We start from the raw sequence: 26,090 nt of genomic DNA, 5'->3' as shown, positions 1-26,090 counted from the left end.
GTCTTGAAATGGATTCCAAGTGAGTCAGCTGAGCAACTCCCTAGGGCTGCGTGGACTCACGGCTTGACCTCGGGATCCGGATCCTCGCTCTCCCTTGGCTCAGGCCTCCGGCCAAGGCGCGGGGCTCACCTGATAAATCCTATTTGTCCTGAATGGATCTTGAGGCGAGACCTATATTTCATCCCTTATGAGATGAGAAAGATTATTCCAAAGGGGCGAAGAATTGGCGGCTGTTCATCCACGTTTGTTGCAACTCTGGAAGTTGCCTCAGCTTGGCTGGCTGAGTTCAGGCTGATGGTTTTTGCGGTCAGTGCAGCCGATTGGTCTGGTTGCTCCCTTGGAGGCGCTCGGGTCGAAGGGCTGGCGACACATTCACTTATCTCAATAATGTCCAATAACTGGACTCATGCATAGACCAAGATGAGACTATTCATCCAGGTCTTTCGCCAGCTCAATCCAGTTTCATCTGATCAGTCCCTCACTGCGCCTGGGTGTCAGCGCAGGACTTCTCGATCGACACCGACTTGGTGCTGGACTATCCCCTCCAGAGTTCCATCACCTTCGCTCGGAGATCTGCTGGAGTTGCTGGAGTAAATCATCACGGACTATGGCTCAAGTCCGGGCCGCTCGTCGCACTGGCCCATCGCTTGGATCTCCTCATTTCCGCTGATTGAGCTCTCGTTCATCACAGTTCCTGGCTGTGATCATGGCGGTGATGCGCGTCACTGACGTGGGCATGCTCGTGTTCAATCGGAGCATGCTGATGCTCATGGGCATGCCAGTAAGACCTTTGTGGGTTGGCTGGGCCCATGCCATCCCCAGGATGGTTGTGGCTGTGGTGCGGGTCGCCACCGGCGAGGTCGTGGCGGTGACGGTGGGCATGGTGGAGCGCCTGGTGCCGATGCAAGTGGGAATGATCTTCCTTGAGCAGCAGGGCGACGCCGAGCAGCATCGCGGCTGACGCCATCACCATGCCACCGGTGAAGGCTTCCCGCAGCACCAGCAGGGAGAAGAGCAGGCCCACGAAAGGCGCCGTTGAAAACACCACGGATTCCCGCGCCGCACCCAGGTGGCGAAGAGCGAGCAAATCCAGCCAGATCGAGAGGCCATACCCAACGGCGCCAATCGATAGCAACGCCAGAAGAACGGGCCAGGCCGGTATGGACTGCCGGGCAGCGAGGGCCAGGATAAGCATGGGAACCGAGGCTCCGATCGCCTTCAGCAGCGCGATCTGAATTGGGTTGCACAAACTGAGGCGTTGGCTGAGGTTGTTGTCGATCCCCCAGGCAAGACAAGCCCCGCCGATCAGCAGCGCGCCCTGCAGGCTGGCACCGTTCAAGGAACCTTTCGTGAGCAGTACGGCACCTCCTATGGTCAGAACAGCAGCGATCAGCCCCTTGCGGCTGAGGTGTTCACAGCCGATCAGCACCGCGATCAGCAGCGTGAACACCGCTTCCAGATTCAGCAGCAGCGAAGCGGAGCCCGCCGAAAGCAGGGTGAGACCCTGCACCAGGCAGATCGGACCAACCATCCCCCCCAGAACGGTGAGCCCCAGCAGCGGTGGCAGGTCACGGCGCTGAACCGGTGACTCCTCCTGCTGATGGCCCAGGACCCCCCGCACCACCACCAGAGCGATGGCAGCTCCTCCGTAGAGCAGCGCGGCGATCATCAGCGGCGAACCTTCGTGGCTGATGACGCTGATCAACGGTGCGCTGAGGCCGAAGAACACGGCAGCCAGCAGGCCGGCGATCAGGCCCCAGCGCTGCGGGTTGCCCCTCACTCCCGTCACAGGATCACCGCCAATGGCTTCAAGCCTCGCGCAGGCTTCCGGAGGCGGGTGAGCAACCAGCGTCCGAAACTGGCATGGAGGGCCGGGAGCACCAGCAGGGTGGGGCTGGTGGAGGTGATCAAACCACCGAGCACCACAATCGCCAGGGGTTGGAGGATCTCGTTGCCTGCCCTAAAGGCCAGGGCCAGCGGCAGCATGCCCAGGGCCGAGGTGAGGGCCGTCATCAGGATTGCGTTCCGGCGCTGAAGGCTGCCGCCGCGGATCACCGCCTTGAGATCGATTCCTTCCACGTGGCGGCGACTGTGCTTGTCCACCAATTGATCGTAAGACGACCGCGCCATTCCCCCGGAGACTGGGAACACATCGGCGCAGGCTGTGATGCCTCAAAACTCGCGCCGAGGTAGCCATCATCTGATGCGCCAACGAATTGTCTTCCATCGCACGGCTGAGATCAGCCTTCCTCCAGACCTCAACACAGACTGAGATTGAATCCTCTCAGGAAGTCGCGCGGGTGCTGATTCCTCGGTAGGCACGGCATGCGATGATCGGCGTCAAAAGGTTTCCCGTAACGATTCATACCCACTGGAGCAACTGCAACCTTTGGGCAAAGATAGGTCGCTCCAATAAATGTTCTGAACAAGATTAATTGGACTCTGGTGTGCTCGCGCTGCCAGTCACTCCGACAGGACTTGGCACTTCCATGTGACCAGGATCTCTGCATAGAGTGGCGATCTCTCGCGGTTACGGAGAGCAGGGATACGGGGCGTTGAAGGCGACACACCACGAGGCCTGATCCGCAGACATGCGAGGGCTGTTCTGTTGAGGGACTGGGAGCGAGATGCGCTTGCTTTTGCCGCCAGAGAATGCCACTGATGACCCTGGGAATCAATAGAATTACCTCTTGTACATCTCTCCAGTACGCCCAACATGAGAGCGTTTGCAATTCGATTCGCAGCTGCCACTTCCCTGCTCCTGCCGATCGCGATCGATGGCGCACCGGCTGTCGCTGTCAACCATCTGGAGGCTTCCGGTTACAGCTGTCGTTTTAAGCGCACGACTGGCTACGTCAAGTTTTCTCCAGTCAAGCCAAGGGGTCGCCGCAACTGGACCTTCGAGCTTCAGCTTGATCGAAGGTCTCAGCAAGTTGCGGTTGTCATCGATGGCAAAACCACAACGGTGCCGGCCTTGTTCCGTGATGATGACGTCCGCTTCACGATTCCCGTGCAGGGTCGCAATGAGCGGGTCTCATTTGATACGGAGGATCTGGACTTCGTGATGGTGGCAGACACCACCCGAGCCCGCCTGCAGTATCTGGGGGTATGTGAAAAGGTCAGGCCCTGAAGTATTCCCCTTAGGTCTGTTGCCATGATTGAGAAGCCCCAGCGCTGGGGCCTCCATTCGCTGCGGGCGTCTCCCTGAGGACGTCCGCAGCAACACGTCGTCACGGTTTCGAATCGGTCCGGCAGGAGAGCAGCACGGAAGTGTTGCCTGTCAGGACCAGGTCGTCACCGCTCCGCTCAAGCCCGAAAGGATGCTCACCCGCTCGCCGTTGCGGCGAGCGATCACCACCGTCGCTAGTTCAGCGATGCCGCGGCGATAGCGGAACACCACGGGCTGGCCGTTACGCAGCTGCACGGCATCGGTCGGAAGCGTGAACCGCCGTTGCGCGGACGGCACAGTCACGAACGCCGTCCCGGCGGTGCCCGCCGGGGGGAGCTGGCCCTCAATAATCCCGGCCCATACCACCATCAGTCGTGGTCTGAACGCTATTGCCCGGCCAGGGCGGTGCGCAGCTTGGCCGTGTTGCCGCTCAGCAGCAGATCTCCGCCGCGCACGCCTCGCAGGATTTCAGCCCGCTCAGCCGACTGCTGGCCCACCACCACCGGCACTGTCTCCACCACACCCCGTTGGTAACGGAAGACCACTGTCGAGCCATTGACCAACTGAATGGCATCGGCCGGCACCATGAACCGTTGTTCGGAGGCCGGCACCAGCACAAAGCCCGTCACCGCTGTGCCGGCAGGAGGCATCGTGGCATCCACCAACTGGGCGCGCACTACCGTGACTCTGTTTCCTGTGCTGCTGTCGGGGGCGACCGCCACCACGCGAGCACGCAGATCTCTCGATCCCGCCTTCACGCGCATCAGCTGGCCGCTCTTCAGGTTGGCGGCCAGCACCGGCGACACCAGGAAGCGCAGTTCGCTGCCACGGGCATCGTTGATCTGGGCGACTACTTCACCCGCTTGAAGCACCGCTCCGGGTGACGTCTTCACCGCCGTGATCTGGCCATGGATCGGGCTTCGGACCAACAGGCGTCCCATGGCATCGGGTTGTCCCATCGCCGTGGCCGTAGCCGCCGCAGCACGGGCGCTGCTGGCTGCGGTCACGCTGGCAATGCGGCGGCTCTCCAATTCCTGTGCCGACAGAGCACCCTGCTGTGCTGCCGGGCCGACCAGACGGTACTGATAAGCCAGCGACTGTGCCGTGGCCTTGGCCGCCTCAGCGTCGGCTCGCGCCACCGCCGCATCGGGACTCTGCACTTCAGCGATCGGCTCACCGGCGCTTACAGCACCGCCTGGCGCCACAAGCACGCGAAGGATGAGGCCCGCCACCGGCATGCCCACATTGGATTGCGCTCCAACAGCTGCTTCTACAAAACCTGACATCGGGCGTTCGGTGCCCACGCTCACTTCAGGGCGGATGGTGCTGAGCCCCGAACGACGCAGTTGCTCATCACTCATGGCGATGGAAACGCCACGATCTGAGCTCTCTTTTGCCGCCCCTGTGGGCGCTTCCAAGGTGGCAGCCCCACCTTGAAAGCGGCCCAGAGCAAAGCCCACCAGCAGCGATCCGCCAACGGCCAGGGCAAGCAGCAACCGGGGCTGGCGCAGCCGATTCGTGATGCGGTTGAGGCTCAGATTCATAGCTGGGAAGCAGGAAGGGAAGGGGAGGGAGTCGCGACTGGGGGCAGAAGCCATTGACCAAACTGCGCGTAAAGCGCCGGAATCACAAGCAGCGTCAGCGCCGTGGAGGTGATCAGACCGCCAAGCACCACGATCGCCAGGGGCTGCAGGATTTCGTTGCCGGCACCGAAGGCCATGGCCAGAGGCAGGGCACCGAGGGCCGAGGAAAGGGCGGTCATCAGGATCGCGTTCAGTCGCTCCAGGCTTCCCTCTCGGATCACTTGGGCCAGGGGCTGACCATCGGCGTGGCGGCGGTTGTAGTTGTCGACCAGCAGCAGGCCGTTGCGCACGGCAATGCCAAACAGGGTGATGAAGCCGATCAGCGAGGCGATCGACAACACGCCCCCAGTCAGTAACACCGCCATCACCCCACCGATCAGGGCCAGGGGCAGGTTGAGCATGATCGCCACCGTGGCTGGCAGTGACTTGATGGAGACCACCATCAGCACGCTGATCACAACTGCGGCAACCAGGCTGTACGAGACCAGACTGGCGGTCGCTCGTTCCTCCGATTCAAACTGGCCGCCATAGCGAATTGTGTAGCCCTGGGGCAGGCGCACTTCGCGAGCGATCGTGCGCTGAATGTCTTTCACCACACTGCCCAGTGGGCGGCCGCTCACGTTTGTGGATACCACGATCAAGCGGGAAACGTCCTCCCGGTTGACGACGTTGGAGCCCAGCCCTTCCTCAATCCAGGCGACGCTGCCGAGGGGCACCGTCATTCCGTTGACAAACGCCACCGGCACCGAGCGAATGGCATTGAGGCTCTGGCGGGTGTCCTCCTTGAGCTGCACCAACACGTCGCTGCGCACCCCGGCCTCGACCACGTGGCCGGCTACCTTGCCGTTGAGGGCGATTTCCACTGCCTGCGAGAGTTCATCCACCGTCAGCCCCAGGGCCGCTGCCAGCGGGCGGTCGTAGTGGATCTGCACCTGGGGGATGGGTAGTTGCGGCTCCAGTTGCAGATCCACCACACCCGCAATCGGCTCGATGGCCTTCTCCACCGCTTCGCCAAGGCGACGCAGCTCGCCCAGATCAGTGCCATAGATCTTGATGGCGATGGCGCTGCGCACCCCGGAGAGCACCTCATCCATGCGGTGGGAGATGAAGCCGCCGATGTTTGGGGCCACGCCGGGAAGACTCAGGAACGCCTTGCGTAGTTCGGCAATGGCGGCAGGGCGGTTAGCCATGGCCTGATCGCTCAGCTCCACGTCCACGTGTGCCAGGTTCACGCCAGCGCCATCGGCATCACCGGGAGCCCGGCCGGTGCGCACCTGCACCCACTCAAAGAATGGATTGTTCTGCAGGGAACGGGTGAGGGCCTGACCGGCACGGTTGGTCATCTCCAGTGATACCCCGGGGTAAAGCACCATCGAGTTGACCAGCGACTTCTCGCGGAATTCGGGCAGGAACACCCGCCCTAGGGCCGGCAGGACCAGGCTGGTGGCCACCAGCAGCGCAAGGGCCAGGGCAAACACCCGCTTGGGCCAGGCCAGCGTGAGGTCAAGAATCGGACCGTAGAGCCGCTCGGCCTGGTTGGCCAGCCAGGTGTTCTCCTCCGGCAGTTGCACCGGCGCCAGCAAGATGGCACAGAGGGCCGGGGAGAGGGTAACTGCCACCAGCGTGGAGGCGCCGATGGATAACAGATAGGCCAGACCCATGGGCGCAAAGATGCGCCCTTCCACCCCGGTGAGCGAAAAGATCGGCGCAAACACCACCGCGATGATCACGGTGGAGAACAGCACCGGTTGGCGCACCTCCACCGAGGTATTAAACACCACCTGCAGAGAAGATTTCGGCTTATTGCTCCCCTGGTTGCTGCGCAGGCCGCGGTAACAGTTCTCCATGTCAACGATCGAGTCATCGACCACCGATCCGATCGCCACCACCAGACCGCCGAGGGTCATGGTGTTGATGCCGAGGCCCAGGGCCTTCATCAGCATCAGCCCGATCAACAGGGACAGCGGAATGGCACTGAGGCTGATCACGGCGGCGCGCCAGTTCATCAGGAACAGCACGATCACCAGTGAGACAATCACTACTCCCTGCAGCAACGACTCACTCACATTGCGAATCGCGCTGTCGATGAAGTCGCTTTGGCGGAAGGTACGGTGAATCTGCACATCTGCTGGCAGAGTCCGGTTCAGTTCGGCCACGCGTTGCTCCACGGCGCGCGTCACCGTGGGGGTGTCGACATCAGGCTGCTTGATCACCATCAGCACCACCGAGGGTTTGCCGTTGAAGCTGGCGTCCCCACGCTTGAGCGCCACACCGCGCTTCACCTCCGCCAGGGTGGAGAGCAGGACCGGTTGGCCCTGTTGATTGCGGACGGCGGCATTGGCCAGATCGGTGACCTGGGTGATCTGAGCCAGGGGGCGAATGAGTCGCTCCTGGCCGCCGGCGATCAGGAAGCCGCCGGGGCTGGTCGCCATCGCCTCAGACACCCCCTCAATCACCGCCTGAAGCGAGACGCTCTGGACCTGCAGCTCCTGGGGATCGAGCAACACCTGAAACTGCTGTTCATCGCCGCCGTAGATCGTCACCTGGGCCACACCCGGCACCGCCAGGATCGCCTGGCGATAGGAGCGCAGCACCATCTGCTGCAGATCCAGCAGCGAGGTGGCGCCATCCCCGTTCACCGTGAAGGCGAGCTGCAGGATCGTGCCCAGCGGAGAGACCAGTGGTGACAGTTCCGGGGCGCTGGCATTGGCAGGCAGCTGGGGGGTGACCTGCTGCAGCCGCTCGGCGACCGACTGGCGGGCCCGATAGATGTCGGCGTTCTGGTTGAACACCACCTGCACCATCGACAGCCCCGCCTTGGAGGAGGAGCGCACGGTCTCCACCCCGGCGATGCCGTTGACGGCCGATTCGATCGGCAGGGTGAGGCGGGATTCCACCTCTTCCGGCGAAAGACCGGCGGCGCTGGTCTGCACATCCACCTGCGGTGGCGCAAACGGTGGGAACACATCCAGCGGCATCTGGCCGACGGCCAGCACGCCCCAGACGCTGATCATGAGGGCTGCAGCCACGATCAGCCAGCGGCGGGCGATCGAAAAGCGCAGGGTGGCATTGAGCAGCCGTTCAAGCATTGGTCTTCTTGCGGCGGCTCAGCCAGATCCCTCCACCAGCCAGAAAGACCACGGCCCCAGCCGCCAGCACAGGAACCGGAAGGTTGCTGACTCCTGCAGCGTTGGTTTCTGCTGCTTCCGCCGGTTTGGCACTGGCGGCGGCAGGCTCGGCCTGCTGGGTCTTCTTGGACTCGGCGTAGAGCAAGAGCGCGCCTGAGACCACAACGTCATCGGTGGGATCGATTCCTCCCGTCACGACGACTCGGTCTCCCTGGTCGGCTCCGGTCTCCACAGAGACTGGGTCGTAGGTCTTCTCGGTCTGCACAAAAAGCAGTGGCTTGCCATTGGCATCCACCAGAGCTGTGGAGGGCACGGTCAGGCCATCAGGTCCTTGTTCGGGCTTGGCCGTGGCCACACCGAGCAGCCCATCGCTGTCGGCATTGCGCTGCACCTGGCGGGCATCGCCCTGCTGCTGGAACTCATCACCGTGGCCCACGTGGGCCCTGGCTAGCGGTGATGCCGTGGCGATAGCGAGCAGGGCAGCGGTGGAGAGGCTGGCTCGAGCCGCCAGCTGCAGGAATCGGTTGACCAAGGCCCATGGGAACGGTGGATAGGCGGAGGATGGCGCAACCGCGATGAAAAACAGGTGAAATCGGCTGTGCTGCCTAGCATCTGCCCGCTGGAGCCGACCCCTGATGCCGCTGCGGATCCTGCTGGTGGAAGACGAAGAGGATCTGGCTGCGGCCATCCAGACCGTGCTGCAGCGTGAAGGGCACGTGGTGGATCGCTGCACCAGTGGCCTAGAAGGTTGGACCCTGCTCAGTGGTGAGCTGACCACCTACAGCCTGGCGATCGTCGATTGGATGCTGCCAGGCCTTTCCGGGGTTGAGCTCTGCCGGCGGGTGCGCGGGGCCGGTCTGACCCTGCCGGTGTTGATGCTTACGGCGCTGGCCGACACCAGCCACCGGGTGCAAGGCCTTGATGCCGGCGCTGACGACTACCTGAGCAAGCCCTTTGCGATGGAGGAACTACTGGCGAGGATCCGGGCGCTGCAACGCCGCCAGCCCAATTACCGCGAGCCACTGCTCAGTTCCGGGCCCTATGTGCTGGATCCGGCCGAGGGCTGCCTCACCGTTCAGCGGGGAAAGAAAACCACCAGGATCACCCTGTCCGCCAAGGAACTCCAGCTGATGGCCTACTTCATGGAGCATCCACAAGTGATCATTCCGGGAGCGCGGCTGCGCTCTCAGCTCTGGTCATTGGATGAGGATCCGATCAGCAATGTGGTCGCGGCCCAGGTGCGTCTGTTGCGGCGCAAGATCGCCAGCTACGGGCTGGCCTCTCCAATTGAGACCGTGCCCTCGAAGGGCTATCGCTTCGATCCGGATCCTGAGCCATAGGAGGTGTCGCCGTGGCCAAGCCTGGACCCATCCCCCGCAGCCGCCTGCGACTGGCGGCTGTCTACCTGGCGGTGATCGGGGTGATTCTCTATAGCGCTGGCTTTGGAATGTTTGGCCTGCTGATGCGTGCCAACTGGACCGCCCTCGAGCGCGAGGTGGAAACCCTGGCCGGCACCTTGCATGACAGTCTCAAGCCATTGTTGCCACAAGAAGCCAAGCCCTCTCCCCAGCTGGCCGCTGTGCTTCCCGGTCTTTGCCTGGTAGGCGATCCCTGTCCGTTTCCCCCCTCACTGATCTCGCGTCATGCCGTGAGCGTCACGGACCCGGAGCGGTTCTATCTGCGCCTGCTGGATCCCCGCGGCGTTCTGATCGCCCATTCCCCGGGATCGCCAATTCATTCGCCACGAGCCAAGACTGAACTCTCCGGCCCCGCCTGGTCGGTGGTGGCGGGGCCAGGGGGCGATCGCTTTCTGCAGTATTCGATCCACCTGCACCGTTCCCATACGCCAGCGCACCCTGGCGCAAATGCGAAGGAGCAGGATTGGGGTTATCTGCAAATCGGGCGCAGCTTGAGCGGGCTCGACGCAGAGCGGGAACGGCTCTGGTGGGCAACTCAGACGATTGTTGTGTTCGCCCTACTGGTGGCGGGCCTGGCCAGTTGGTGGCTGTCGGGTCTGGCGATGAGCCCTCTGCTGGCGGCGTACCGGCAGCAGGAGCAGTTCACCGCCGATGCAGCTCACGAACTGCGCGCACCTCTGGCCAACCTGCTAGCCGTGGTGGAGGCCTACAGAAGACAGCAGCCCGCTGAAAACATGGGGATCGAGCAGACCCTGACGGTGGTCCACGGGCAGGGACAACGGCTGAGCCGCTTGATCACAGATCTCTTGTTTCTGGCCCGCCTCGATGCTCCCGAGACAGTCGCGGCACGACAGCTCTGTTCCTTGACTCAGATTGGGCGCGACCTCGTGGAGGAGACCAGTGAGGCGGCTGCGGCAGCAGGGGTTCAACTGCAGCTGCTGGGTGGGGATCCAAGCCTCGAGCTGCTGGCTGTGGAATCCGAGCTTTATCGGCTGGTGTTCAACCTGCTGTTGAATGCAATTCACTACACCCCCAGCGGCGGGGAGGTGGTGCTGAGCCTGAGCCGGGAGGGACATCAGGCGCTACTGCAGGTGAGGGACAACGGCATCGGCATCAGCCCTGCCGATCAGCGGCGCCTCTTTGATCGTTTCTTCCGCAGTGATGGGGGGCGCTCCCGGAGTCAGGGTGGCACAGGCTTGGGCCTTTCCATCGCGGCAGCGATCGTTCGCCGCCATCAAGGGGAGATCAACGTGTCGTCAAAGCTGGGGGCTGGGAGCCTTTTCAGCGTGAGACTGCCGTTGGCGGGCTGACGAACCTGCGTTGCCTTGTGAAGTCTTTGGCCTCAGAGCTCAGCCCTGGGTCTGCATGCCCTGAATCAGGTAGTCGAAGTAGGGGGCGGCACTGGAGGCATCCTCGTTGCCGAGCAGGGAGAGGGAGGCTTCCTTGAGGGCGCGCATGCTCTCGACCATGCCCGCCATGGGCACTCCGAGACTGTTGTACATCTCGCGGGCCCCGTTGAGGCCGATCTCCTGGATCTTCTCGGTGCTGCCGGCCAGCACGCCGTAGGTCACCAGGCGCAGATACCAGCTGAAGTCCCGCAGGCACTGGGCCCGTTGCTTCTGGCCGTAGGCATTGCCGCCCTGGGCCACATAGTCAGGCTTGCGGGTGAAGAGGAGGCGGGCGGCCTCATCGACAACCTTTTTCTCGTTGGCAGCCAGGGCGCGAGCCACACGGATGCGCTGGGCACCACCAGAGAGATACTGCGCCATCGAGCGGAGCTCTCCGCCACTGGGATACCGCAGCTGATCATCGGCTTGGAGGATCAGATCCCGAACGACGCTCATCGAGGACACCAGGCGCCTGATCACTTTATCGATCCGGGAACCCCCTTGCGGCAGGACGTCTTCAGATGTAACGCCCCTTTGCATCTAGGGTTTGCTCAACGACCCACAGCGCTCCGATCCCCATGGGACTTCCCTTGCCGGTCCCAGGTACGGACCTGGATCTGTGCATCTCCGGCCTCAACCACCACGGCCAGGGGGTGGCACGCATCGCCTCCACCGACGGGTCGTCCCCTGACCTGGTGGTCTTCGTGCCCGAGGCCTTGCCCGGAGAGCAGGTGCGGGCCCGGGTGCACCACAAGGCCCAGCGTCACCTGGTGGCTCACCCTCTGGAGCGCCACAACGATTCGCCCGAGCGGCGTCAGCCTCCCTGCATCCTGGCCTCCGACTGCGGCGGCTGCGGTGTTCAACACCTCAACGACCAGGCCCAGCTGACCTGGAAACAGGACCTGGTGCAGCAGGCCATGCGCCGCATCGGCGGCCAGAGCCTGGAGGTGGAGCCGATTCTGGCGGCCGCCAGCCCGCTGGCTTACCGCAACCGCACCACGATTCCCCTGGAGCGCTGCCCCGACGGGCAGCTGCGGGCGGGCTTCTACCGCAGCGGCACCCACAGGATTGTCAACATGAATCGCTGCCCGGTGCTCGATCCCCGCATCGATCGGATGATCGCTCCCCTCAAGCTCGATCTCGAGCAGAGCGACTGGCCGGTGGATGTGGATCTCAGCGAGGGAGGCGGCCTGCGTCACCTGGCCCTGCGGGTCGGCCACCACAGCGGTGAAGTGCTGCTCACCTTGATCAGCAGCCACAGCGACCTGCCCGACCTGGCGGCGATGGCGGAGATCTGGATGGAGCGCTGGCCGGAACTGGTGGGCGTCGGTCTCAACATCCAGCCCCTGCCCACCAACACCCTGATGGGGCCCCGCACCCTTGAGATCGCCGGCCGCCCCTGGCTCAACGACAGCTTCGCGGGCCTGGAGCTGCGCATCGGCCCGGACACCTTCTTTCAGGTGCACACCGCCCAGGCCGAGCGCCTGGTGCCCCTGCTGATCGAGGCCCTGCGCCCCGCCCCCGGCCGCCGGCTGGTGGATGCCTACTGCGGCATCGGCACCTTCAGCCTGCCTTTGGCCGCCGCCGGCGCCAGGGTGCTGGGCCTGGAGCAGCACCCCTCCAGCGTCGAGCAGGCCCGGCTCAATGCCGGGCTCAACGGGCTCAATGGCCTCACCCTCGAGGCCGCCGATGTGGCCCTGGCCCTGCCCGAAGCGCTAGAGGGTGCCGATGGACTGCTGCTGGATCCGCCGCGCAAGGGGCTGCCGGAGCGGGTCTGCGACGCGATCCTGGCCGCCCCTCCCGAGCGGGTGGCCTACCTCAGCTGCAACCCCGCCACCCTGGCCCGCGACCTGGCCCGGCTCACAGCGGCGGGAACCCTGCGTCTGCTGCGGGTCCAGCCGATCGATTTCTTCCCCCAGACCCAGCATGTGGAGGCTTTGGCCGTGCTGGAGCGCACCTTCGAGATCCCCGGCAGCTGAGCCCTGCGTCGGCGCCGCGGAGCCCTAGGAGCGTCTGGCGGCGCCGAACTGCTTCTGCAGGGCGCCCACAATCTTGGAGTGGGCCTGCTCCACCTCCGCCTCGGTCAGGGTGCGGCGGGCATCGCGGTAGCGCAGGCGGAAGGCCTGGCTGGCGTGGCCCGCCTCCACCTGGCTGCCCACGTAGCGGTCGATCAGTTCCGCCGATTCCAGCAGCGGTTTGCCGGCCTTGCGGATGGCGCTCAGCAGCTGGGCGGCGCTGACGGCATCGGGAACCACCAGGGCCAGGTCGCGCTCGGAGGCCGGCACGGTGGCGTAAGGGGCGAAAGCCGGTTGCCAGCGGTTGCGCCGGGTGGCGGCGTCCAGCAGTGGAGTCAGGGCGAGCTGGAACAGGTGGGTGGCCTCCGGCAGATCGAGGGCTTCGGCCCGCTGCGGATGCAACTGGCCGAACCAGCCCGCCACCCGGCCCTCCACCACCAGCTCGGCGGCCCGGCCCGGGTGCAGCAGGGGATGGTCAGCGTTGGGCCGGTCCTCGCAAGGGATCTTCAGGGCGGCCAGGGCCCGCTGCAGCACACCGCGGGCCTCGAAGTAGTCGAGGTTGCGTCCCTTGCCGGCGCTGCTCCAGAGCTCCGAGCGGCGCTCGCCGCAGATCACTCCGGCCAGCTCGCTGCGCTCGCTCAGGCTCTCCCCCTCGCTCTGAAAGACACGGCCGATCTCGAAGGCCCAGAAGCCCGGCATTGAGGCCTGCAGGTTGCGCCGGGCGGCCAGCAGCAGTTCATCGAGCAGGCTGTCGCGCAGGTGGCCGTAGTCGGTGAGCAGGGGATTGGTGAGCCCCAGCCGCGGGGCGTGCTCGATCAGGCCCTGGGCAGGCACCAGCGAAAAGGAGCAGGTTTCCTGCAGGCCGGCCTGGCAGAGCGCCTGCCGTAACCAGCGCTCCGCCTGCTGGCCGGGTTCGAGCCCGCCGGACTCGATCGGATCGGGCAGGTGGCTGGCGAAGTGGTCGTAACCCACCAGCCGAGCCACCTCCTCGATCAGATCCACCTCCCGGGTGAGATCCATCGAGCGGGAGGGGGGTACCGACACCAGCCAGCTTTCGCCGTCGTCGGCCTGCAGGCTGCAGCCCAGGGCCGTGAGGGTCTGCTCGATCCGTGCATCGGCCAGGTCTTCGGCCTGACCATCCACCAGCACCGGGCCCAACAGGTTGTGCAGGGCATCGCGGCGCAGGCGCAGGGGCTGCACCGGCTGATGGGGGCGCTGATGCAGCCAGCGGCCTTCCACCTGGCCGCCCGCCAGCTCCTGCAGCAGTTGCACGGCCCGGTCGGCGGCCGTCAGGGTGACCTCACGGGGTAGGCCCTTCTCGAAGCGGGCGCTGGCATCGGTGCGCAGGCCGACGCTGCGGGCACTGCGGCGCACGGCTTCGGCGCTGAACATCGCCGCTTCCAGCCAGATGGCCGTGGTGTCGGCCTGCACCGCCGAGTCGGCGCCGCCGATCACGCCGGCCAGGGCGATCGGTTGATCGCCGTAGGTCACCACCAGCGCTTCAGGACCCAGCTCATGGCTGGAGCCATCGAGGCCAGAAAAGGCTTCAGCCGCCCGGGCGGAGCGCAGGCCCAGGGCCGCCGGGTCGGCTGGCCCGCCCCCCGACAGCGCCAGCCGGCCCTGGTCGAAGGCATGCAGCGGCTGACCTGTTTCCAGCATCACCAGATTGGTGATGTCGACCACGGTGTTGATCGGCCGCAGGCCGGCCCGCTCCAGGCGACGCTGCAGCCAGGCCGGCGAGGGCTCCACCCGCACGCCGCTCAGGGCGGTGAGGCTGAACAGGCCGCCGGCTTCGATCGCGGCGGCGCTGGCCGGATCCACCGGCAAGGGCTCGGCGGGGATCACGGGTGCGGCGGGGGGCAGGCTGAGCCGGCCGCCGGTGAGGGCGGCCACTTCCCGGGCGATGCCCAGCATCGAGAGGCCGTCGGGGCGGTTGGCGGTGATCGCCAGCTCCAGCACCTGATCGTCGAGGCCAAGGGCCGCCGCCACCGGAGTGCCCACGGCCGGCACCACCTCCAGCAGTTCGTCGAGCACGGCGATGCCGTCGGAGTTGCCCGTCAGCCCCAGTTCCTTGAGGGAGCAGATCATGCCGCTGCTGGCCACGCCCCGCAGCTCGCTGGCCTGGATCGTCAGATCCACGGCGCTGAGGTGGGCGCCCACCAGGGCCACGGGCACATGGATGCCGGCGCGCACGTTGGCGGCGCCGCAGACCACCTGCAGCGGCGCTTCGGCAGATCCGGGCCCCGTCACCCTCAGCTGACAGACGCTCAGGCGGTCGGCACCGGGATGGGGCTGCCGATCTTCGACATAGCCCACCACCACGCCCGCGGCCTGGCTGGCGAGGTCGTCGATGGCCTCCACCTCAAAGCCGGCGATGGAGAGCCGCTCGGCGAGCTCCTGGACCGGCCCATCGCAGGAGACCAGGTCCCGCAACCACTGGAGCGAGACCCGCATCCGTCTGCATCAATCAGGGTCCAGATCCTAAGGATCGGAATGGCGGAGCCCGGGAGGGTAAAGTGCCGGATTGTCATTTCGCCTCGCATCAAGCGGCGCACGTCCTTCCTATGGCCAAGAACAAGGGCGTCCGGATCGTGATCACTCTCGAGTGCACCGAATGCCGGTCCAATCCCGCCAAGCGCTCTCCCGGGGTGTCCCGTTACACCTCCCAGAAGAATCGCCGCAACACCACCGAACGGCTGGAGCTGAAGAAGTTCTGCCCTCACTGCAACAAGAGCACGGCTCACAAAGAGATCAAGTGAGGTCCGGGGTCGCTCGCCCAAGGGCGCACACCCCAGCAGCTCGTCCTTCATTCCCCTGTCCGTTTTCGCCCACCCATGTCCAGTTCCTTTTTCAAGAAGCGCCTCTCACCGATCAAGCCCGGTGACCCGATCGACTACAAGGATGTCGATCTGCTCAAGAAGTTCATCACCGAGCGCGGCAAGATCCTTCCCCGTCGTCTGTCTGGTCTCACCGCCAAGCAGCAGCGCGACCTCACCAATGCCGTCAAGCGGGCCCGGATCGTGGCGCTGCTGCCCTTCGTGAATCCCGAAGGCTGAGCGGTGCTTCTCCTGCCCCAGCGGAGCATGACGGTTGCAGCCGGGTGATCTCGTCGGTCTGAACGGCTCGAAAGGTCCTGAACTGGCCTTGATCGAAGCGATCCAGGGCAGTCGTGCCCGTCTCAAGGCCGGCTGGGACGCCCGTTCCCAGACGCTGCCGATGCGGCAGCTGGACCTGCTGGCGTCCCTGCCAGGCCTTCAGGATCCGCCTGCCCGCCTGGATCAGCCCCCCTGGCAGCTGGTGCCTGCAGCCCTGGTGGCCGCATCCCCGGGTCGTCGCGATCTGGGAGCGGCTTGGCTGCTGCTGGTGGAGGATCCTCCTGAGCAGGGGGTGAGCCTGGAGGAGTTCAGTGAGCTGGTGGCCGGTGCCGATGGTCCGGCCACCAGGGCCGCCTGCTGGTGCTGGTTGCAGCAGGGCGAGCAGCACCTGTTTCGCTGGCGCCAGGGCCGGGTTCACCCCCGCTCCCTGCGGGATCTGCGCCAGCTGCGCCACGACCGCCACCGACAGGTGCTGGAGGAACGGCGGCTGCAGCACTGGTTTGGCCTGCTCAGCCGGCGCACCCCTCTCCAGTCCGCGGAGCTCGATCCCGCCCAGAACCGGCATCTGCAGCAGCTGCTGGCTTTTGCTGCCGGCGAGATCGAGGAGCTCTCCGACCCGGAACTGCGCCGGGGCCTGCAGGCGGCCCACTGCGCCGCCGAACCCGGGCCGGTGCGCCGGCTGCTGGTGGATCTGGGCCAGTGGTCGCCCCATGACCTGCCGTCGCTGCGCAGCAGCGTCTGGGATCAGGGCTTCGATCCAGCCCTGCTGGCGGAGGCCGAGCGGCTGCTGGCCCAGGCAGAACAGGAGCTGCCAGGGGATGAAAACCGCCGTGATCTCACCGGCCTGCGCAGCTACACCCTCGATGACGCCGACACCGAGGAGATCGATGACGCCGTGGCCCTCGAACCGCTTGATGGGGGTGGGCTGCGTCTCTGGGTTCACATCGCCGATCCCGGGCGGCTGGTGGCCAGCGGCTCTCCCCTCGATCTGGAGGCCCGCCGCCGGGGCTCCAGCCTTTACCTGGCCTCCGGGGTGGTGCCGATGTTCCCCCTGGCCCTGGCGGTGGGTCCGTTCAGCCTGCGTCAGGGGCAGCGCTGTGCCGCCTGGAGCTGTGCGGTGGAGCTGGCCGCAGACGGCAGCGTGGAGCGCCATGAACTCGTGCGCAGCTGGATTCGCCCCACCTACCGCCTCACCTACGGCGATGGCGATGCCCTGATCGATCTGGCCCCGCCCGAGGAGCCCGACCTGGCCCAGCTGCAGGATCTGCTGGATCGCCGCCGCCGCTGGCGTCATGCCCGCGGCGCCCTCTCGATGGAGCAGAGCGAAGGGCGGATCCGCCGCCAGGGCGATGAGGCCGCCCTGGAAATCACCGATCCCTCGGCGGCGCGGGCCCTGGTGGCCGAAGCGATGATCCTCACCGGTTCGGTGGTGGCCTCCCACGCCGCTGATCTGGGCCTGGCCATGCCGTTCCGCGGCCAGCCGACCAGTGAGCTGCCGCCCGAGAGCGAGCTGGAGGCCCTTCCGGAAGGACCCGTGCGCCACGCGGCCCTGCGCCGTTGCCTCAGTCGCGGCAGCACCAGCGCTTCAGTGAGCCCCCATTTCAGCCTGGGGTTGCCGGCCTATGTGCAGGCCACCTCACCGATCCGCCGTTACGCCGACCTGGTGGCCCAGCGGCAACTGGCCGCCAGCCTCGGCGGCGGTGAGCCCCTGGAGGCCACCGAGATGGCTGAGCTGCTGGAGCGGCTGGATCCAGTGATCCGCGAAGGCATCCAGATCAGCCGCGAGGATCAGCGCCACTGGCAGCAGGTCTGGTTTGAGCAGCACCGCGAGGAGCGTTGGGCGGCGGTGTTCCTGCGCTGGTTGCGTCCCCAGGACCGGCTGGCGCTGGTGCATCTGGAGGCCCTGGCGATGGATCAGGCCGTGCGCGCTCCGGAGTCGTCTCAGCCGGGGGATGCGCTCACGGTTCAGGTCCAACAGGTGGATTCCCTCTCCGATCTGCTGCGGCTGGATGCCCGCTAGGCCGGCAGCGATCCCGCCTCCAGCCGCGACACCCGCAGCCAGGGACCCCAGGGATTGGCCACACCGATCAGGCGCAGCGGCCGGGGGGCCGTCTGCTGCCGCAGCCAGTGGTGCAGGCCTGGCTCCAGGGTGATCAACGGCCAGGAGCGCGTGGGCCCCTCAAGGCTGTAGCCACCGGCTCCATCGGGCACCAGGGTGCCGGCGAAGGCCTGTTCATGGGGTTCGGCCGGTGCATCGAAAGGGCTGGGGGCTGAGCTGCCACTCAGGCTTCCCTTGGGTTGCAGCAGTCCGGGATCCTGGAGAGCTCGGCGCTGGCGCTCCTGCCACTGGGGGTGGTGCCAGGGGGTGTCCCAGAGGGGCATCGGTCCGGCCGGGGCCGCCCCATCGCTGATCAGGGCCTCCTGCACAAGCCGCACGTCGAGGTCGGCAGGCGCCGTGCCGGTGGCGACGCAGAGGGCGGCTGCGGCCCCGGCCGCCTGGCCGATGTTGAGGATCAGCGGCTGCAGCCGGGTGGCTCCGTTGGCCATGTGGCTGCAGCTGATGGCCTTGTCCGCCGTCAGCAGGTTGTCGAGATCGGCGCTCACCAGCGCTCCGTAGGGAAGCATGAACGGCGTGCCGCTCCAGCGGCCGCCCCAGCGGCAGCTCTTGGGGGCCAGGGGCCAGTCGGCGCCGGGATAGTGGTGATCGTTGGCGTAGTTGCCCACCGCGATCGAGCTGCAGCGGCCCTGCCGGTCGCGCGGGATCGGCCCGATCCAGGCCCCGTCGTCGTCGGGGCCGCCCTTGGCGCTCGCTGGGATCAGGGGCAGCAGATCCTGCTCCAGCACCAGGCTGTGGCCCACCAGCCGCCGCCCCTCGCGCCAGTAGGGCATCAGGGCCAGCGACGAAGGACCCGCCAGCGCAGAGCCGGCACAGCCGGCCTCGGGGAACACCTGGGCGGGCTGCAGCCAGCCGCCGGAGGCCTCCTGCAGGGCGGCGAGAAACGCCAGGCTGTGGTCCCGCATGGCTTGCTCCAGCTCCGCCTGGGCGCTGAGATCGTCGCCGAAGCCGCGCTCGAGGCCGTCGTGCCAGTCGTTGCCATGCAGGGGCCAGTTGAGCATCACCAGGCCACCGGGCAGCCGGCCGTAGCTGAGGGTGCGCTGCAGGCCAAAGGTCTCGGTGGCCCGCTCGAACGGAGTGGCCACCGGGCTCCCCTGCGGGCAGGGACCCTCCGATTCCCGGGCCAGTACCACCCAGGTGGGGGATTGCAGCGGCTGGCGCTGGAAGAACGGTTCGCTCCCCAGTCGCTGGCGGCTGGGGGCGCTGGGTTCAGCCCAGTCGTCGCTGGCCTCCCAGCCGAAGCGGAAGGGCACCTGGGCCAGGGGCAGCAGATCGCCGCGATCGCTGCCGTCGATGGCCAGATCCAGAGCCAGCCGCACCAGTTCACCGCGGTGCTCCAGCACCAGGGCTGTGAGCCGGGTGCCGCTGCGCTCCAGCTGATGCAGCCGGCAGCCGCTCCACCAGCGCAGCCGGGGCTCAGCGGCCACCCAGCCGCGCAGCACCCGCTCGGCGCTGGCGGGTCGCCAGCCGAAGCAGCTCACCCAGTTGTGGTCAAGGCCTTCGGGTTCCTGCCGCTGCAGGGCCCGCAGCAGTGCTCCCCAGATCCCGCTCTGCCAGGGACTGAGCTCGTTGCCATCCGGCGCGCAGACCCCCGCCGCACTCACCATGCCCCCCAGCCAGGGTCCTGGCGTCAGCAGCAGGGTGTCGGCACCGCCGCGGGCGGCCTGCAGGGCGGCAGCCACGCCGCCGCTGCCACCACCCCAGACCACCACGGCGGCCTGATCGTCTCTCGCTCGCATCGGGCCGCTGACCACAGGGATGAAACCGGCTGCTCGATTGTGCCGATCCGTGGGGCCCAGGGCCGGCGTGACTGGCTGCGCAGAGGCACTCGGTAGGATCCGGCCCCGGCGCAGGGCCGCTCTGGCGGCGCAGCGGGCCCTTCACCAACGCCGATGACTTACACCCTCACCACTCCCCTCTATTACGTCAACGACAAGCCCCATCTCGGCAGCGCTTACACCACGCTGGCCTGTGATGCCCTGGCCCGTTTCCAGCGGCTGATGGGACGGCCGGTGCTGTTCATCACCGGCTGCGATGAGCACGGTCTGAAGATCCAGCGCACTGCCGAGGTGGCCGGGCTCACCCCCCAGGCCCACTGCGACTTGGTGAGTGATCAGTACAGGGCCCTGTGGCAGCGCTGGCAGATCAGCCACGACCGCTTCATCCGCACCACCGACCCCCGCCACCGTCTGCTGGTGGAGCAGTTCTACCGGCGGGTGGAAGCGGCCGGCGATGTGGTGGAGGGGCGCCAGCGGGGCTGGTACTGCGTGGCCTGCGAGGAATTCAAGGACGATCCCCCCGAGGCCCGCACGCCCCAGTGCAGCACCCACCAGCGGCCGCTGGAATGGCGCGACGAGCTCAATCTCTTCTTTCGGCTCTCCCGTTACCAGTCGGCGATCGAGGAGCTGATCCAGCGACCCGGTTTCATTGCCCCCGCCAGCCGTCGCCGCGAGGTGGAGAACTTCGTGGCCCAGGGGCTGCGCGACTTCTCGATCTCCCGGCTGGACCTGCCCTGGGGAATCCCCGTTCCCGGCCATCAGGGTCACACGTTCTATGTGTGGTTCGATGCGCTGCTCGGTTACCTCACGGCTCTGCTGGAGCCCGGCGATGCCCCTGATCTGGCGCTGCTGAGCCAGCGGGGCTGGCCGGCGAGCATCCATGTGATCGGCAAGGACATCCTGCGCTTTCATGCCGTCTACTGGCCGGCCATGTTGCTCTCGGCAGGGCTGGAGTTGCCGGGGCGGGTGTTCGGCCATGGCTTCCTCACCCGCGAGGGACAGAAGATGGGCAAATCGCTCGGCAACGTGCTCGATCCCGGCGAGCTGCTGGAGCGCTGCGGCCCCGATGCCGTGCGCTGGTACCTGCTGCGCGATATCCCCTTCGGCGACGACGGTGATGTGCAGCAGCAGCGCTTCAGCGACCTGGTTAACAACGACCTGGCCAACACGATCGGCAACCTGCTCAACCGCACCTCCTCGATGGCCCGGCGTTGGTTTGATCAGGCGGTCCCATCCCCCAGTGAGGCCGTGGGCAGCCACCATCCGCTGGCCCAGGCGGCCCAGCTGGCCCGCGAGCAGGTGATCGATGGCCTGGAGCGGCTGGATTTCCGCCAGGCCGCCGCCGCCGCCCTGCAGCTCGCCATCAGCGCCAACGGCTACCTCAACGACCAGGCGCCCTGGAGCCGAATGAAGCAGGAGGGGCAGCGGCAGCAGGTGGCCGACGACCTCTACGCGGTGCTGGAGGCGACCAGGCAGGTGGCGTTGCTGCTGGCCCCGATCCTTCCTGATCTCTCCGGCCGCATGTTGCTTCAGCTCAATCAGCCCCTGGCCCCCAGTGGCGCCGTGGCTGGCGGCCAGGACGGCCCCGATGGCGAGCAGGTTCCCTGGCAGCAGCGCCTGACCTGGGGATCGCTGGCGGCAGGCACGCCGCTGCCGGAGCCGGAGCCGGTGATGGCCCGCCTGGAACTGGACGGCCCACTGTGAGGACTGAGCCTGCGAAGACTGAGTCTGTGAGGACTGTGCTGCCCAGGGCCCTGATCCTCGGCATGGCGCTGGTGCTGCTGGTGGGCTGCGATCGCAAGCCGCCCAAACCCAAGGCGCCCCAACCCTTCGTGTTCCGCTCGCTCAACCTGCGTCAGCAGGATGGCCAAGGCCGGCCGGCCTGGGAGCTCACCAGCCCCCAGGCCCGTTACGACCTGCAGCGCCGGGTGGCCCGCGCCACCGAGCCGCGCGGGGTGATCTACGCCGCCGGCAAGCCCCGCTACAAGGTGCAGGCCACCAGTGGTCTGGTGATCAACGATGGCGAGGTGATTCAGCTGGAGGGCAAGGTGCGCATTCAGGTGCTCGGCCCCAGGGGCTCGCTGATCAGCGGCGATCGGGTGCGCTGGACGCCCAGCAAGCAGCTGATGGAGATCGACCGCAAGCCCGTGCTCACGGAACGGAAGAGCCGCCTGAGTTCGTCCACGGCCCGCTTTCTGCTCGACAAGGAGAAGCTGGAATTGCGCGGCCCCACGCGCCTGCAGCAGCCGGAACTGGATCTGCGCGTGAGCCGGGCCGACTGGCTGGCCAAGACCGGTGCTCTGGTGGCGGCCGGTCCGGTGAAGGGGGAGCGGCGCCCCGCCGGCGAGACAGGCACCATCCAGACCGTCACCGGTTCGTCGCTGGAGGGGAACACCCGGGAGGAGGTGGTGGACCTGCTGGGACCGGTGCGCTTCGTGGATCCCTCGCGCAAGGCGGTCTTCAACGGTCAGCGCACCCGCTGGAACGCCAAGGAGCAGGTGCTCAGCACCGATCTGCCCTTCACCGGCGTGGCCGACCAGACGCACGTGGCTGGTGATTCCCTGCGCCTGATGCTGGGCGAGACGATGGCGATCATTCCCAGCGGTTGCCGCCTGCGCCAGCCCGGCGAACGGCTGCAGGCCAGGGAATGCCGCTGGAACTGGGGCCGCCAGGAGATCGAAGCGGTGGGGGGGGTTCTGCTGGAGCGGGATCAGAACCAGCAGATCACCCGCAGCGAACGGCTGTTCGGCAAGGTCGGAGCCAAGGGTCTGGCTGAGTTCACGACCCCGGGGGGACGGGTGTTCTCGGAGCTGAAGATTCCTCCTGCTTCGAAGGAACGCCGTCAGCCTGCTCCAGTGACGTTCTGAGCTTGTCGGCCCAGCCCTCGATCCAGACCTCATCACTGCGGCTGAAGCAGCGTGGCGACCAGCCGCCGGCCAGCAGCCAACCCTCGCTGCCGATGGGCTGCACCAGCACCGCCGGTGTGCCCTCTGGCAGGCAACGGAATTCATCGCGGCCGGGGTAGAGCTTGAGGCTCACCAGGGAGATGGCCCGGGCCGTGCTGCTGGCCCGGCGGCAGATCTCCCCTGGTTCAAACGGATTGGTCCCCAGCAGGCCCCGCCGCAGCAGCGTCATGCCCCTCCAGTGGATCAGCAGGCTGGCGGCCGGGGTGGCGGTGAGCAACAGGCGGCTGCCCCAGGCCAGCTCCAGGGCGAGCTCCTGGGCCATCTCGGGCGCCAGCTCCAGCCCCTGCTCCCCCTGCAGCTCCACCCGCTCGGGGGCGAGGGGCACAGCCCGGGTCCAGAGCACGGCCACCAGCATCAGGCCCACCGCCATCAGGCTGGCGAGCACCCCGGCGCGCTGCAGGGCCGGGCTCAGCTCGCCAGCGCTGAGCTGATTGAGCAGACAGAGACCAAGTCCGAGCACCCCTGCCGCCAGGGTGAAACGGGCCGGAGTGGGCATGGTCGAGAGGGCAGAGCTGAGCGTCAGCGTGAACGCTGACACGGATTCCAGCGGCCAGCCTGCCCCCTGGCAGGCCCCGTTGCTGGAATGGGGCCGTCATTGCTCCCCACCCCATGGATGTCAGTCAGGCCTTTGCCGCCATCGCCCTGGCCGCTGTCGCCTGTGACGGCAGCCTCGGTCGCGAGGAGGCCAAGGCCCTGCGGGGGCTGCTGCAATACCGCAGTCCCTACGCCGACCTCTCCGATCTGGCCATGGCCGAGCTGTTTGATTCCCTGCTGGCTGAGCTGCGCCAGGGGGGGCTGGAGGCGCTGGTGCGTGCAGCGGTGCCGGTCCTGAGCGGCGAACAGCGCGAAACGGCCCTGGCGGTGGCCGCTCAGCTGGTCCACAGCGACCGGGTGGTCCAGGCCAGCGAGAGGGTCTTCCTGCAGAGCCTGGCGGTTCAGCTCGACCTGCCTGGGGGTAAGGCCGGTCAGATTCTCGCGGCGATTGAGGCCCTCAACCGCGACAGCCTGGCCAGCTGAGGGCAAACTGTGAGTCAACGACCCGTACCCCACCGCCCGTGCGCCTGCTGAACCGATTGCTGGCCGTGCTCACCGCCCTGGTGATTCCCCTGCTCAGCGCTGCTCCTGCCTGGGCCGTGGGGGTGCGTGACCTGCCCACACCGCCGGCCTCTCAGCATCTGATCGATGCGGCGGACCTGTTCAGTCGCTCCACCTCCGCGGAACTGGAACACCGCCTGGCCGACCTGGAGAGCGATCACGTCCAGGCCCGGCTGCTCACCGTCCCCCGCCTCGACTACGGCCTGGAACTCGAAGAGCTTGGCGAGCAGGAACTCGAGGCCTGGGCGATTGCCGAGCCCAACGATGAGTCTGAGCTGCTGGTGTTGATCGACGCCCAGACCAACACCGCTGCGGTGGTGGCCAGCCCCGATCTGCTGGAGCAACTGCCGGCTCCGCTGCTGCGCGACACCGCCGACAGCACCATGGCCGTTCCCCTGCGGCTCGGGACCCGCTATCGCCAGGCTTCCCTCGATGCCCTCGACCGTCTGGTGACGGTGCTTCACGGCGGTGAAGATCCCGGGCCGCCCCTGGAGGAGACAGCGGCCCCCCTGGTCAGCAACATTCCCAGCCGGGAGGAGACCGCCAACAGCAACGGCTTCCAGTGGGTGATCGTGTTGCTGGCGGTGGGCACCATCGTGCCGATGCTCACCTGGTGGGTTTTCTCACGCTGATCACCGATGGCCCTGCGCGACTGGATGGGTACGTTCGGCAAGGCGCGCTCCAGCGATCTTGTGATGCAGCTGGAGCGGGCCTACGAGGCCGCCCTGCTGATCCAGAGCATCGAGATCGAGTTCTTCGCAGATCGGCCTGTGCGCACCGACCTGGAGCTGAGCGTGCCCCGTCAGGTGCGCGGCCAGATGCTGCGCCGCTTTCGGGTCGCCCTCCAGCTCTGCCGCGAGAGCCTCGAGCAACTGCTGCCCCGCCGCCACGAACTGGATTCCCAGCAACAGCGCCAGCTGCAGCTGATCGAGTCGGTGGAGGCCCGCTACGACTCGCGCTCCAGCACCGCCAGCTTCAGCCGCTCGCCTGATTTGATTCCCCGCAGCCTGATGGGGGCGGTGGAGCGGGTGCGCCAGCAGCTGGACCCAGAAGCTGAGGCCACGGTGGTGGCGGGCTTCCGGCGCAAGCGCAACACCACACTGGTGTCCCTGCGCATCCTGCTGCTGCTGGTGCTGGTTCCCCTGTTGATGCAGCAGGCCAGCCGCTCCTTTGTGATCTCCCCCGTGGTGGATCGCTTTGCGCCCCATGTGCCTTTTCTGAGTTACACCAAGCCGCAGCTGGAGGAGGCGGCCGTGGAGAAGCTGCGCATCTACAAGGCGGAGATCGAGTTCGATGCCCTGCTCAAGGGCTCTGTGCTGCCCACCAATGAGGAGCTGCATCAGGCGCTGGCGCTGCGGGCCGAGGAATTGAAGCTGGAGGCGGACAGCCAGAGCACCCGGGCCATCAAGAACGTGATCTCCGATGGCTTCGCCATGCTGGGCTTCGCTTTGGTGTGTGTCTTTGGTCAGGAGGAAATTCGTGTGCTGCGTGGGTTCATCGATGAACTTGTCTATGGGCTGAGTGACAGTGCCAAGGCCTTTGCGATCATTCTGTTCACTGATATCTTTGTGGGCTTTCACAGCCCAGAGGGATGGACTGTATTGCTTGATGGTGTAGCCAATCACCTGGGACTGCCGCAGCGTGAGAACTTTATTCTTCTGTTTATTGCAACGTTCCCGGTGATCCTGGCAACGATCTTCAAATATTGGATCTTCCGCTATCTCAACCGTGTGTCGCCATCCTCGGTGGCCACCCTGCGCAACATGAATGGCGGTGGTTGATCGGCCTGCTGCAGCCGGGCTGACCCTGGTGAGTGGCCCCAGCCGCAGTGGCAAGAGCCGCTGGGCCGAGCATCTGGTGGCCCGCGCCGGCCGTCCGGTGCTCTACATCGCCACCGGAGCGCTGGCTGGGGATGATCAGGCCTGGCAGCAGCGCCTTGAGCTGCACCGCAGCCGACGTCCCGGCCACTGGGCCACCTGGGAGGTGCAAGGGGAGCTGGAGGCGGCCCTGGGCCGCGCATCCTCCGATCAGCAGCTGCTGATCGATTCGCTCGGCACCTGGCTGGCCCACTTCCTCGATCTCGATGCCGAGGCCTGGGAACGCCGCCAACAGGGCCTGCTGAAGGCACTCCTGAACTGCCCTGCGCCCCAGGTGCTGGTGACGGAGGAGGTCGGTTGGGGCGTGGTGCCCGCCACCGCGATCGGCGGTCGTTTCCGGGATCGGCTTGGGGCGCTCCAGCAGCGACTGCAGCCCCTGGCCCAGGCCAGCTGGCTGGTGGTCCAGGGCCGTGCGCTCGATCTGCGCGCCCTCAGCCTGCCGGTGCCTGAGCTGTGAGCGGC

At 66.5% G+C, this 26,090-nt stretch carries 22 protein-coding genes and 1 pseudogene; 13 read left to right on the top strand and 10 right to left on the bottom strand.

All coding sequences use genetic code 11. The annotated features are described in order from the left end of the window. Positions 1-685: 685 nt before the first annotated feature. The gene (locus tag KQ304_RS13015) at positions 686-1,780 is read right to left on the bottom strand and encodes a DMT family transporter (protein ID WP_259737577.1); all 1,095 of its coding nucleotides are present in this window, start codon (positions 1,778-1,780) and stop codon (positions 686-688) included. Positions 1,781-1,785: 5 nt separating this feature from the next. Then, positions 1,786-2,106 (bottom strand): annotated as a pseudogene (locus tag KQ304_RS13010) (efflux RND transporter permease subunit); the annotation flags it as partial. A gap of 610 nt (positions 2,107-2,716) precedes the next feature. Between KQ304_RS13010 and KQ304_RS13005 the strand changes: the two are divergent. Continuing rightward, positions 2,717-3,130: a hypothetical protein gene (locus KQ304_RS13005; protein WP_259737487.1), complete on the top strand. Its 414-nt coding sequence runs from the start codon at positions 2,717-2,719 to the stop codon at positions 3,128-3,130. 150 nt (positions 3,131-3,280) lie between these two features. On the opposite strand, the gene KQ304_RS13000 is transcribed toward KQ304_RS13005, so the two are convergent. The 4 genes from KQ304_RS13000 to KQ304_RS12985 form a co-directional block, all read right to left on the bottom strand. Continuing rightward, positions 3,281-3,424 carry a hypothetical protein gene (locus KQ304_RS13000; protein ID WP_259737486.1) on the bottom strand — a complete coding sequence of 48 codons (144 nt, stop codon included), beginning with the start codon at positions 3,422-3,424 and terminating at the stop codon, positions 3,281-3,283. Positions 3,425-3,555: 131 nt separating this feature from the next. Beyond that, complete coding sequence (locus KQ304_RS12995; protein WP_259737485.1) at positions 3,556-4,713, bottom strand: efflux RND transporter periplasmic adaptor subunit; 1,158 nt, start codon at positions 4,711-4,713, stop codon at positions 3,556-3,558. Then, positions 4,710-7,841 (bottom strand): efflux RND transporter permease subunit, encoded by a 3,132-nt coding sequence (locus tag KQ304_RS12990; RefSeq protein ID WP_259737484.1) that lies wholly within the window; start codon positions 7,839-7,841, stop codon positions 4,710-4,712. Before KQ304_RS12990 ends, KQ304_RS12995 begins: the two co-directional genes overlap by 4 nt. Then, positions 7,834-8,412 carry an efflux RND transporter periplasmic adaptor subunit gene (locus KQ304_RS12985; RefSeq protein ID WP_259737483.1) on the bottom strand — a complete coding sequence of 193 codons (579 nt, stop codon included), beginning with the start codon at positions 8,410-8,412 and terminating at the stop codon, positions 7,834-7,836. Before KQ304_RS12985 ends, KQ304_RS12990 begins: the two co-directional genes overlap by 8 nt. A 109-nt stretch (positions 8,413-8,521) precedes the next feature. Here KQ304_RS12985 and rppA point away from each other — a divergent pair, with 109 nt between their 5' ends. Both rppA and rppB read left to right on the top strand, forming a co-directional pair. Further along, positions 8,522-9,220 (top strand): two-component system response regulator RppA, encoded by a 699-nt coding sequence (gene rppA / locus KQ304_RS12980; RefSeq protein WP_259737576.1) that lies wholly within the window; start codon positions 8,522-8,524, stop codon positions 9,218-9,220. A gap of 11 nt (positions 9,221-9,231) precedes the next feature. Beyond that, entirely contained in the window at positions 9,232-10,608 is a 1,377-nt protein-coding gene (gene rppB / locus KQ304_RS12975; RefSeq protein ID WP_259737482.1) for a two-component system sensor histidine kinase RppB, read from the top strand. 39 nt (positions 10,609-10,647) lie between these two features. Here the strand turns inward: rppB and apcD are convergent, their stop codons facing one another. Further along, positions 10,648-11,142 (bottom strand): allophycocyanin subunit alpha-B, encoded by a 495-nt coding sequence (gene apcD / locus KQ304_RS12970; protein ID WP_259737481.1) that lies wholly within the window; start codon positions 11,140-11,142, stop codon positions 10,648-10,650. Positions 11,143-11,264: 122 nt separating this feature from the next. On the opposite strand from apcD, the gene rlmD reads away from it, so the two are divergent. After that, complete coding sequence (rlmD, locus tag KQ304_RS12965) at positions 11,265-12,665, top strand: 23S rRNA (uracil(1939)-C(5))-methyltransferase RlmD (protein ID WP_259737480.1); 1,401 nt, start codon at positions 11,265-11,267, stop codon at positions 12,663-12,665. 24 nt (positions 12,666-12,689) lie between these two features. On the opposite strand, the gene pheT is transcribed toward rlmD, so the two are convergent. Beyond that, positions 12,690-15,155 carry a phenylalanine--tRNA ligase subunit beta gene (gene pheT / locus KQ304_RS12960; RefSeq protein ID WP_259737479.1) on the bottom strand — a complete coding sequence of 822 codons (2,466 nt, stop codon included), beginning with the start codon at positions 15,153-15,155 and terminating at the stop codon, positions 12,690-12,692. Positions 15,156-15,265: 110 nt separating this feature from the next. Here pheT and rpmG point away from each other — a divergent pair, with 110 nt between their 5' ends. The 3 genes from rpmG to KQ304_RS12945 all read left to right on the top strand — a co-directional run bounded on the left by rpmG (position 15,266) and on the right by KQ304_RS12945 (position 17,816). Next, positions 15,266-15,460: a 50S ribosomal protein L33 gene (rpmG, locus tag KQ304_RS12955; protein WP_255108049.1), complete on the top strand. Its 195-nt coding sequence runs from the start codon at positions 15,266-15,268 to the stop codon at positions 15,458-15,460. A 75-nt stretch (positions 15,461-15,535) separates the two neighbouring features. Further along, positions 15,536-15,757 (top strand): 30S ribosomal protein S18, encoded by a 222-nt coding sequence (gene rpsR / locus KQ304_RS12950; protein WP_006171444.1) that lies wholly within the window; start codon positions 15,536-15,538, stop codon positions 15,755-15,757. A 34-nt stretch (positions 15,758-15,791) separates the two neighbouring features. Continuing rightward, positions 15,792-17,816, top strand: coding sequence for a ribonuclease catalytic domain-containing protein (locus KQ304_RS12945; RefSeq protein ID WP_259737478.1), 2,025 nt, complete (start codon positions 15,792-15,794; stop codon positions 17,814-17,816). Here KQ304_RS12945 and KQ304_RS12940 read toward each other — a convergent pair. Further along, positions 17,813-19,651 carry an FAD-dependent oxidoreductase gene (locus tag KQ304_RS12940; protein ID WP_259737477.1) on the bottom strand — a complete coding sequence of 613 codons (1,839 nt, stop codon included), beginning with the start codon at positions 19,649-19,651 and terminating at the stop codon, positions 17,813-17,815. The genes KQ304_RS12945 and KQ304_RS12940 overlap by 4 nt on opposite strands. A gap of 153 nt (positions 19,652-19,804) precedes the next feature. On the opposite strand from KQ304_RS12940, the gene metG reads away from it, so the two are divergent. Next, positions 19,805-21,394 (top strand): methionine--tRNA ligase, encoded by a 1,590-nt coding sequence (gene metG, locus KQ304_RS12935; RefSeq protein WP_259737476.1) that lies wholly within the window; start codon positions 19,805-19,807, stop codon positions 21,392-21,394. A 26-nt stretch (positions 21,395-21,420) separates the two neighbouring features. After that, positions 21,421-22,557, top strand: coding sequence for an LPS export ABC transporter periplasmic protein LptC (lptC, locus tag KQ304_RS12930; protein ID WP_259737475.1), 1,137 nt, complete (start codon positions 21,421-21,423; stop codon positions 22,555-22,557). Here the strand turns inward: lptC and KQ304_RS12925 are convergent. Continuing rightward, positions 22,469-23,194: a cofactor assembly of complex C subunit B gene (locus KQ304_RS12925; protein ID WP_311133916.1), complete on the bottom strand. Its 726-nt coding sequence runs from the start codon at positions 23,192-23,194 to the stop codon at positions 22,469-22,471. The two genes, lptC and KQ304_RS12925, sit on opposite strands and share 89 nt — an antisense overlap. Positions 23,195-23,265: 71 nt before the next feature. On the opposite strand from KQ304_RS12925, the gene KQ304_RS12920 reads away from it, so the two are divergent. From KQ304_RS12920 to cobU, 4 genes are read left to right on the top strand one after another with little or no spacing between them, the layout of a single operon-like run. Next, a complete protein-coding gene (locus KQ304_RS12920; protein WP_259737474.1) occupies positions 23,266-23,673 on the top strand; it encodes a tellurite resistance TerB family protein in 408 nt (135 codons plus the stop codon). A gap of 38 nt (positions 23,674-23,711) precedes the next feature. Next, positions 23,712-24,383, top strand: a complete 672-nt coding sequence (gene psb32, locus KQ304_RS12915; protein WP_259737473.1) for a photosystem II repair protein Psb32 — start codon at positions 23,712-23,714, stop codon at positions 24,381-24,383. Positions 24,384-24,389: 6 nt separating this feature from the next. After that, on the top strand, positions 24,390-25,532 hold the full coding sequence (gene pxcA, locus KQ304_RS12910; RefSeq protein ID WP_259737472.1) for a proton extrusion protein PcxA: 1,143 nt from the start codon (positions 24,390-24,392) through the stop codon (positions 25,530-25,532). After that, positions 25,519-26,085: a bifunctional adenosylcobinamide kinase/adenosylcobinamide-phosphate guanylyltransferase gene (gene cobU / locus KQ304_RS12905; protein ID WP_259737471.1), complete on the top strand. Its 567-nt coding sequence runs from the start codon at positions 25,519-25,521 to the stop codon at positions 26,083-26,085. Before pxcA ends, cobU begins: the two co-directional genes overlap by 14 nt. Positions 26,086-26,090 lie beyond the last annotated feature (5 nt).

It is taken from the genome of Synechococcus sp. CS-1329, assembly GCF_025128055.1.
Classification (GTDB): domain Bacteria; phylum Cyanobacteriota; class Cyanobacteriia; order PCC-6307; family Cyanobiaceae; genus Regnicoccus_A.
The sequence above is the reverse complement of the archived record's forward strand: the minus strand, read 5'-3'. Positions and strand labels throughout refer to the sequence as shown.

Bases quoted from the DNA above. Each gene is read 5' to 3' on its own strand.
- pxcA (WP_259737472.1), top strand. From the start codon at position 24,390: ATGGCCCTGCGCGACTGGATGGGTACGTTCGGCAAGGCGCGCTCCAGC.
- rlmD (WP_259737480.1), top strand. From the start codon at position 11,265: ATGGGACTTCCCTTGCCGGTCCCAGGTACGGACCTGGATCTGTGCATC.
- KQ304_RS12995 (WP_259737485.1), bottom strand. From the start codon at position 4,713: ATGAATCTGAGCCTCAACCGCATCACGAATCGGCTGCGCCAGCCCCGG.
- pheT (WP_259737479.1), bottom strand. From the start codon at position 15,155: ATGCGGGTCTCGCTCCAGTGGTTGCGGGACCTGGTCTCCTGCGATGGG.
- KQ304_RS12940 (WP_259737477.1), bottom strand. From the start codon at position 19,651: ATGCGAGCGAGAGACGATCAGGCCGCCGTGGTGGTCTGGGGTGGTGGC.
- cobU (WP_259737471.1), top strand. From the start codon at position 25,519: ATGGCGGTGGTTGATCGGCCTGCTGCAGCCGGGCTGACCCTGGTGAGT.
- metG (WP_259737476.1), top strand. From the start codon at position 19,805: ATGACTTACACCCTCACCACTCCCCTCTATTACGTCAACGACAAGCCC.
- apcD (WP_259737481.1), bottom strand. From the start codon at position 11,142: ATGAGCGTCGTTCGGGATCTGATCCTCCAAGCCGATGATCAGCTGCGG.
- KQ304_RS12920 (WP_259737474.1), top strand. From the start codon at position 23,266: ATGGATGTCAGTCAGGCCTTTGCCGCCATCGCCCTGGCCGCTGTCGCC.
- KQ304_RS13005 (WP_259737487.1), top strand. From the start codon at position 2,717: ATGAGAGCGTTTGCAATTCGATTCGCAGCTGCCACTTCCCTGCTCCTG.
- rpsR (WP_006171444.1), top strand. From the start codon at position 15,536: ATGTCCAGTTCCTTTTTCAAGAAGCGCCTCTCACCGATCAAGCCCGGT.
- rpmG (WP_255108049.1), top strand. From the start codon at position 15,266: ATGGCCAAGAACAAGGGCGTCCGGATCGTGATCACTCTCGAGTGCACC.
- KQ304_RS12990 (WP_259737484.1), bottom strand. From the start codon at position 7,841: ATGCTTGAACGGCTGCTCAATGCCACCCTGCGCTTTTCGATCGCCCGC.